The organism is Cupriavidus sp. FW305-F7 (assembly GCF_058782875.1).
In genome coordinates this window covers 1-7,011 of the sequence record NZ_JBYSYC010000102.1, presented here as the reverse complement: position 1 = coordinate 7,011, position 7,011 = coordinate 1, and the positions used below count along the sequence as shown (strand labels likewise).

The following is a 7,011-nucleotide window of genomic DNA, read 5'->3' as shown; positions in this document are numbered from 1 at the left end:
GTGCCCGACAACGTGCGCTTCGGCATCGACAAGGCGCCGGGTGCCGCCAATTTGCTGAACTACCTGGTCAGCCAGGCCACCATCCCCGAATACCAGGTGCGTTTTCGCTGGAAGAAAAACAGTGTTGCGTTCTGGGACAACCGTTCGACCCAGCACTACGCAGTGATGGATTACCCCCCGTGCCACCGAAAGATGGAGCGCACCGCCATCATCGGTGACGCACCTTATTGAAAGACCGATATGACCGCTACGGCACCGACCGTTCTCATCGTCCCTGGCCTGCGTGACCATGTGCCGGAACACTGGCAGACCCTGCTGGCGGCGAAGCTGCCTCGCGTCGTTAGCGTCGCCCCGCTTGAGCAAGACAAGCTGAGTTGCGCGGCCCGCGTCGACGCGATCGATCGCGCCCTGGCCACCATCGAGGGGCCAGTGATCATCGTGGCGCACAGCGCTGGCGCGATGATGGTCGCCCATTGGGCGGCCCGGGGCGCCACCCGCGAGATCCTCGGCGCACTGCTTGCAGCACCGGCGGACCTCGAGACGCCCATGCCGCTAGGCTACCCCACAACCGACACACTGAGCGACCACGGCTGGCTGCCGATCCCGCGCGGGCCATTGCCGTTTCCGAGCATCGTTGCGGCAAGCAGCAACGATCCGCTGACGCGTCTCGATCGCGCCCGCGACCTGGCGCAGGCGTGGGGCAGTCGCTTCGTCGAACTCGGCGAAGTCGGGCATCTGAATCCCGCTTCAGGCTATGGCGAATGGCCCCGGGCCGAAGCCTTCATTCGCGAACTCTCCTGACCGCACCACGGCCGATTGCCATCGGCCGGGAAGACGCAACGAGCACGATCCGCATGACTGCCTGACGGACGTGCCGTAACGGTAGACACCCGGTCGGGTGACTACCGTAGCGCCGGCGACCGGCGCACACGCTGAAACAATATCGCGATGTCAGCCCGGAAAACCGGGACTGGTATCCAACCAGCTCTTTCTCTTATGGAAGGGCTTCCATAGTCACCAGGCATGGCTCCTTGTAGGGGTGATGCTCACACGCAGCGCCCGTGACGTCGAGCCATATGCGTACCTGCACCGCTTGCTCACGGAGCCGCCGCAGCGTGCGCGTTGCGGACGCCTGCTCTATCTTGCAATTCCCCTATCCGCGTTATCCGGCAACAAGCCGCGCTGCAACATTACGGGTAAGAACCGGTTCCTCGAGGTGTGTTGAATTTGGCACTAGGTGATCCAGTGCTCCCTGCGCCAGCGGATGACTGTCATAAAAGGCCAAGTTCATGGCGTGCAAGGTAAAGCGGGATGTCGCGCCAGGCTAGATGATCCGATGCAAGAGTCCCATATCAGGGATCGTGTCGCCGAACGTGATGCAACCTTACTCGTCGGCCGCGATCTGTTCACGCACCTGCCTGGAGGTTGCCCGCCTTTTTCTGCGCAAGCAGACCTGTGATGCTTGTTCCGCAACTGTGCGCCGATGCATGGCGAAATCGAGACGATAAGCCATGGCGCGGCAGTTGGCATCAGCGACCACGGCCTCTCATGACCACTGCCAGCCCTGCCTGAAGGCCTTGCCTCACACGGGTCACACGACAACTGGCGGCACTACTAGTCATGAGTTTCAAGAATCATTAGAGGAGACAGAATTGAGCACGTATACAAGTAACGCGATGCCGGCTGAGCCGGCTGCGGCTACCACTGGCGCCCGCCCCTACGCGTGGGTGGTATTTTCATTGATGTTCTGCCTGTTACTGTCTGACTACATGTCGCGGCAGGCGATCAATGCCTTGTTTCCGCTCTTGAAGGTGCAGTGGCAGATTTCCGATACACAGCTCGGCTCGATTAGCAGCGTGGTGCCGTTGATGGTCGGCGTACTGACCCTCCCGTTCTCCATACTCGCCGACCGCTGGGGACGCGTCAAAAGCATTGCCCTAATGGTTTCGGTGTGGAGTGTTGCCACGCTCGGGTGCGCTATCGCCGCTAACTACCACGAGATGTTCGTCGCGCGCTTGTTCGTTGGCGTCGGCGAGGCTGCCTACGGCAGTGTCGGATTCGCTATGCTTGTGAGCATCTTTCCAAAGCATATGCGGTCCACCATTGCCGGCGGCTTTACATCTGCCGCTGCTTTTGGGTCCGTGCTCGGTGTCTCGCTTTCCGGCCTCATTGCGACGCACTTGGGCTGGCGCTGGTCGATGGCTCTGATGGCGATCATTGGCTTTGTGCTGGTGATCATTTACTGCTCCGTGGTTACGGAAAAAAAACTCGCAAGTGTCCGACCGGACAATGGGAACAGAACTCCGGGATACGGGCATGTGAAACTGACACCGCGTGCGTTCTTCTCTGGCCTGTTTCCGTCCCCTTCTGTCTTTTGTGCGTACCTCGGCTGCGCCCTGCAGATCTTCGTCCAGGGCACTCTTTTCGTGTGGCTGCCCAGCTACCTGAACCGCTACTGGGGCATGCCGGTCAGCGAGGCGGCCGTACTGGCTGCCGGCCTTGTCCTTGTCAGCGGCCTGGGCCAACTGCTGTGCGGTGTGATGACCGATCGGATCAGCGGGGATTCGTTGCTCAAGAGGTGGAACATGGCCATTGGCTATTGCCTCGTGCTAGGCACGCTGCTGGCGATCGCGTTCCGCATGCCACAGGGCAATCTGCAACTCGCGCTCCTTGCACCCGGGGTGTTCTTCCTAGCCAGCTCGTTCGGCACTTGTAGCGCGATCATTGCCGGTGCCACACCGCCAGCCATTCATGGCTCGGCATTTGCCACCCTGACGTTGTTCAACAACATACTGGGCCTCGCAGCAGGCCCATTTATCACCGGCATGGCAGCGGACGCGGTAGGTCTTCAGGTCGCCTTGCGATGGCTACCGCTCGCGGCAGTTCTTCCCTTCACCGTGTTCCTCATTGGCAGATGGTGTTACCTCGCGGAAACGCGACGCGGCTGAGCGCGCTGCCCGCGTGTCACCTGCAGGAGAGCGACCTGACGATCGGCGAGGTCGCGCGCCTGATGGGACCTTCAAGCCAGAACAGTTTCGGCCATTGGTTCCGTGCTGCTTTTGGCTGCACCATGACGCAATAGTGCAGGCAGCCGGCCGATCATTCTCGCCAACGTGACAATGCCCTCAGGAGGGAACGCCCTTGACCGTATCGAAAGCCATCTATCTGGAGCCACCCGGAGGGCTCGACCGCCTGGTCCCGGGGACGGTAGAAACCCGCCCGCCCGGCCCCGCTGAGATCACGGTGCGCATCCATGCAAGCTCGCTGAACTATCACGACTTCGGTGTCGTCAGCCGCGGGGTGGGGCCTGTGCGGCGCATCCCGATGTCAGATGGTGCGGGGGTCGTCACCGAAGTGGGTGCGGGGGTGAAGGAGTTCTCGGCCGGCGACTATGTGGTCAGCACGTTCTTCCCGACGTGGCTGGACGGTGAGCCGAGCCTGTCCGACTTCGCCACGGTTCCCGGCGACGGTATCGACGGCTTTGCGCGCGAAACCGTGACACTGCCCGTGACGGCTTTCACGCATGCGCCGGCTGCCTACAGCCATGCGGAAGCGGCGACGCTGACGACCGCGGGGCTGACTGCCTGGCGGGCACTGTTTGTCGATGGCGCGCTGAAGCCCGGAGAGACCGTGCTGATCCTGGGAACGGGCGGTGTCTCGGTGTTCGCCCTCCAGTTTGCCAAGGCGGCAGGTGCCACCGTGATCGCGACGTCAGGCTCGGGCGACAAGCTTGCGCGCCTGCGCAGTCTGGGCGCGGACCATGTGATCAACTATCGCGACGACCCACGGTGGGGCCATACGGTACTCACGCTGACCGGCGGCGCCGGCGCGGATCACGTTATTGAAGTCGGTGGCGCGGCAACGCTGGAGCAGTCCGTTACCGCCGCGCGCACGGGAGGGCACGTGGCGATCATCGGCGTCTTGTCGGGCGCGGATTCGCCGTTCAATGTCAGGCAGATCCTGCGCAAGCAGCTACGCATTACCGGCCTGCTGGTGGGCAGCCGGCGCCACCAGCTCGACATGGTGCGGGCGCTGGATGCCACCGGCATCCGTCCCATTATTGACCGGCACTTTCCGCTGGACGAGATCGCCGACGCTTTCCGCTACCAGGCGGCGCAGAGGCACTTCGGCAAGATTGTGCTGAGCATCTGATGCCTGGGCGAGCGGACAGGCCAAGGCCCCGGCCGCCGCCACACTCGACGGTCGCGCGTATCGCTGCGATGACGGCCCTCAACCGCCAACGTGACAACGCCGTCTACGGTGGCTGGTCGATTCCTGCAACGTCACGACGACGTCAATATATTGATGTCGACACCAAAAATGCGACTGCTATGATCGGGCTCACGATAGCACGAGGCGGCGTCCAGAACGATCTGCAAGTCTGGACGAAGATCGCCAACGACGCGGGGATCAGGATCGATGAATAAGATGTGTCGCGCGCGGCATCGCGGCCTGCCTGGGACAAAGCCGCCATTTCTCAGCCTGATAGCAGCCAGCCGTCACGGAGCCCTGGCCAGGTTCGGACGGCGCATTCAATTGGCGGGGGACCGGGGTGCTCCGCTTGTCGGCCTTGGGCATGTCGGTCACTTCGACCTTGCATCCGAATACGGCCCCTGGCCGACCACTAAGGAATGATTGCGTGAATTGCTCTGAACTTTCGGGTGCGGTCCCTGCCCCTGCACCGTCGCAAACTCTGCGCGTTGATTTTTACCTTGACCTGATTTGCCCCTGGTGCTGGATTGGGTTGCGAAATCTGCGTTCGGCATGGGCAAGCCTGCGGCAGCAGCACCCCGGATTGGCGCTGGAGACGGTATGTCATGCCAATGCACTGCTGCCGCAGATTCCTGCCCAAGGCATTCCCTACCAGGCATTTTATGAGGCACGGCTTGGTGGCCAACGGGCAGTGGCGATGCGCCGCGCACAGATTCGCGCCGTGGCAGAATCGGTTGACCTGTCGTTGAACTTCGAAAGCATCGCGACCTTTCCGAATTCGTCGCTGGCATGTGCCTTGGTCAATGCGGCCCAGTCCAGGCTGATGCCGGAGGCCATGTACCAGTTGGTAGAGTCCATCTACTGCGCTTTCTTCTCTCAAGGGCAAGACATTGGTTCAGCGCAGACACTGCAGGCCCTGGCTCAAGCGTCTGGGTTCAGTTGGGACGCCAGGGCGTCCTCTGCGCTCCAGTCCTCAATGGGCGCCTACCCTGCAGAAGGGGTTCCTCATCTCGTCTTCAATGGGCAGTGGCCGGTCACTGGCGCCGTACCGGCCAGCGAGTTGGTTCGCGTCATGCAGCAAGCCGTGGTGACCGGGCGTTTGCACAGCGAGTGCAAATCCAATGCCTGATCCCGGATGGATTCTGCTCGGGCCTCCGGAGTCACTGGCTCCAGGCGCCCGCAAACTGGTCTTCTTGCCAGACGGTCAATCGGCAATCGTGCTCAACCTTGGCGGCCAATTCTTTGCCATGGAAAACAGTTGCCCCCATGCCGGAGCCTCCCTGGCAGGAGGTTCGTGTGTGGAGCACATGATCAGCTGCCCTGCACACGGCTTGCGATTTGACATTCGCAGCGGCCAGTGCACCGCATCTCCGAGCTTGCGTATCCGCACCTATGAAGTCGTGATGGAGGACAAGCAACTTTGGCTACGCCCGCCAGGGCTCAATTGCTGAGAGTTCCCTGAAACAGGGCGACTGCTTCCGCAGTGACATGAGAAGGAATGAAGATGAGCAATGGCTTTGACACGGAGTTTTTCGCCGAGCGCTTCGGCCTGCGCGGACTGACGGCAATCGTTACCGGCGCTGGCTCGGGACTCGGGCGGCAGGCGGCAAGGACGCTGGCCGCCACCGGCGCGCATATCGCCCTGCTGGGCAGGCGGCCGGAGCCGCTGCAGGAAACTGCAAAACTGATCGCACAAGCCGGCGGTACAGCGCGGGCCGTTCCCGTCGATGTTGCCGACCAGGAAGCCGTGCGGCTTGCCTTGGATGACATCCAGCAAAGCATGCCGCCGCTATGGGCGCTTGTGAACAATGCGGGCGTCGGCGGGCGCGCGGCGCTGTTCGACGTGGACGAGAAGATGTTCGACCGGGTATTCGACGTGAACACGAAGGCCGCGTTGCTGATGTCTACCGCCTTCGCACGCCGGCTCATCGACAGGCAGTTGCCGGGACGCATCATCAACATATGCTCCCTGGCCGCGCAGACGCACTCGCCGCACCTGGGCATCTACGGCTCCAGCAAGGCAGCGCTGGAGCACTTGACCCGCACGATGGCCCATGAATGGGCGTGCCACGGCATCAACGTCAACGCCATCAGTCCCGGCTACATCGAGACTGACATCAACCGCGCCATGTTCCAGAGCCCCGCGGGCAGGAAGATCGTCGAGGGCCTGCCTCGCCGGCGCCTCGGCACGCCCGAGGCGCTCGATGGCGCGCTGCTGACGCTCGCTTCGCCGGCCAGCGCATTCATGACTGGCTCGACGCTCGTCGTCGATGATGGGCAAGGCTTCAGCATCTGCTAAGTCCGGTCTCTCCGGCCATTTCGTGACGCTGCAATCGAAGCGGTCGCTGAGCCATCTGGAGAAGGTGCTGAGAGAGGCGAACCGCCGTGGCGTGCCCGACCCACTCTCACTTCGTCATCAATGCGCCTGCTTTGGTAGTCGATGGTCCAGTGCTCCTGCGCCAGCCGATGACTGTCATAAAAGGGAAAGCTCAATGCGTGCAAGGTAAAGTGGGAAGTGGCGCCAGGCCAGATGATTCAATCGTCGCAAAGGACAGCCGTTCCCGCTCAAGCATCCCTGCTACCCGGGAGAGGCCACAGGCGGCTTGAGCAAGCCGCATGTGGCAATTTTTCTATCGCCTGACCAGCTTGACGCGACATGGATTTGTCCCTTGGCGAGCCGCGGGCGTATTGTGATAGTTGATACCGAACAGGAGACAACAAACCGGGCCCGGGAGAGGTCCGCGTCCGTCACGTGGCCGTAGGACTGAACTTTGCTGACACATACTTCCGCAGCGGTAC

General features: G+C 62.0%; 9 protein-coding genes. All 9 read left to right on the top strand.

Annotation, left to right across the window (positions count from 1 at the left end):
- On the top strand, positions 1 to 231 hold a 231-nt coding region (locus AC3WL8_RS39545), incomplete at its 5' end, for a TauD/TfdA dioxygenase family protein (protein ID WP_492380218.1).
- A 9-nt stretch (positions 232 to 240) separates the two neighbouring features.
- Positions 241 to 801 carry an RBBP9/YdeN family alpha/beta hydrolase gene (locus AC3WL8_RS39540; RefSeq protein ID WP_013958715.1) on the top strand — a complete coding sequence of 187 codons (561 nt, stop codon included), beginning with the start codon at positions 241 to 243 and terminating at the stop codon, positions 799 to 801.
- Between the two features lie 875 nt (positions 802 to 1,676).
- Positions 1,677 to 2,948: an MFS transporter gene (locus AC3WL8_RS39535; protein WP_492380219.1), complete on the top strand. Its 1,272-nt coding sequence runs from the start codon at positions 1,677 to 1,679 to the stop codon at positions 2,946 to 2,948.
- Between the two features lie 193 nt (positions 2,949 to 3,141).
- Positions 3,142 to 4,152 carry a zinc-dependent alcohol dehydrogenase family protein gene (locus tag AC3WL8_RS39530; RefSeq protein ID WP_211983075.1) on the top strand — a complete coding sequence of 337 codons (1,011 nt, stop codon included), beginning with the start codon at positions 3,142 to 3,144 and terminating at the stop codon, positions 4,150 to 4,152.
- A gap of 68 nt (positions 4,153 to 4,220) precedes the next feature.
- On the top strand, positions 4,221 to 4,427 hold the full coding sequence (locus AC3WL8_RS39525; protein ID WP_211983073.1) for a hypothetical protein: 207 nt from the start codon (positions 4,221 to 4,223) through the stop codon (positions 4,425 to 4,427).
- A complete protein-coding gene (locus AC3WL8_RS39520) occupies positions 4,420 to 4,635 on the top strand; it encodes an alpha/beta hydrolase (RefSeq protein ID WP_211983070.1) in 216 nt (71 codons plus the stop codon). Before AC3WL8_RS39525 ends, AC3WL8_RS39520 begins: the two co-directional genes overlap by 8 nt.
- Before the next feature lie 4 nt (positions 4,636 to 4,639).
- Complete coding sequence (locus AC3WL8_RS39515) at positions 4,640 to 5,341, top strand: DsbA family protein (protein WP_249221425.1); 702 nt, start codon at positions 4,640 to 4,642, stop codon at positions 5,339 to 5,341.
- Positions 5,334 to 5,663 (top strand): Rieske (2Fe-2S) protein, encoded by a 330-nt coding sequence (locus AC3WL8_RS39510; protein WP_492380217.1) that lies wholly within the window; start codon positions 5,334 to 5,336, stop codon positions 5,661 to 5,663. The genes AC3WL8_RS39515 and AC3WL8_RS39510 overlap by 8 nt, the downstream gene beginning before the upstream one ends.
- 47 nt (positions 5,664 to 5,710) lie before the next feature.
- A complete protein-coding gene (locus AC3WL8_RS39505; RefSeq protein ID WP_049800696.1) occupies positions 5,711 to 6,511 on the top strand; it encodes an SDR family NAD(P)-dependent oxidoreductase in 801 nt (266 codons plus the stop codon).
- Positions 6,512 to 7,011: the final 500 nt, after the last annotated feature.

Bases quoted from the DNA above. Each gene is read 5' to 3' on its own strand.
- AC3WL8_RS39540 (WP_013958715.1), top strand. From the start codon at position 241: ATGACCGCTACGGCACCGACCGTTCTCATCGTCCCTGGCCTGCGTGAC.
- AC3WL8_RS39535 (WP_492380219.1), top strand. From the start codon at position 1,677: ATGCCGGCTGAGCCGGCTGCGGCTACCACTGGCGCCCGCCCCTACGCG.
- AC3WL8_RS39525 (WP_211983073.1), top strand. From the start codon at position 4,221: ATGACGGCCCTCAACCGCCAACGTGACAACGCCGTCTACGGTGGCTGG.
- AC3WL8_RS39520 (WP_211983070.1), top strand. From the start codon at position 4,420: ATGAATAAGATGTGTCGCGCGCGGCATCGCGGCCTGCCTGGGACAAAG.
- AC3WL8_RS39510 (WP_492380217.1), top strand. From the start codon at position 5,334: ATGCCTGATCCCGGATGGATTCTGCTCGGGCCTCCGGAGTCACTGGCT.
- AC3WL8_RS39505 (WP_049800696.1), top strand. From the start codon at position 5,711: ATGAAGATGAGCAATGGCTTTGACACGGAGTTTTTCGCCGAGCGCTTC.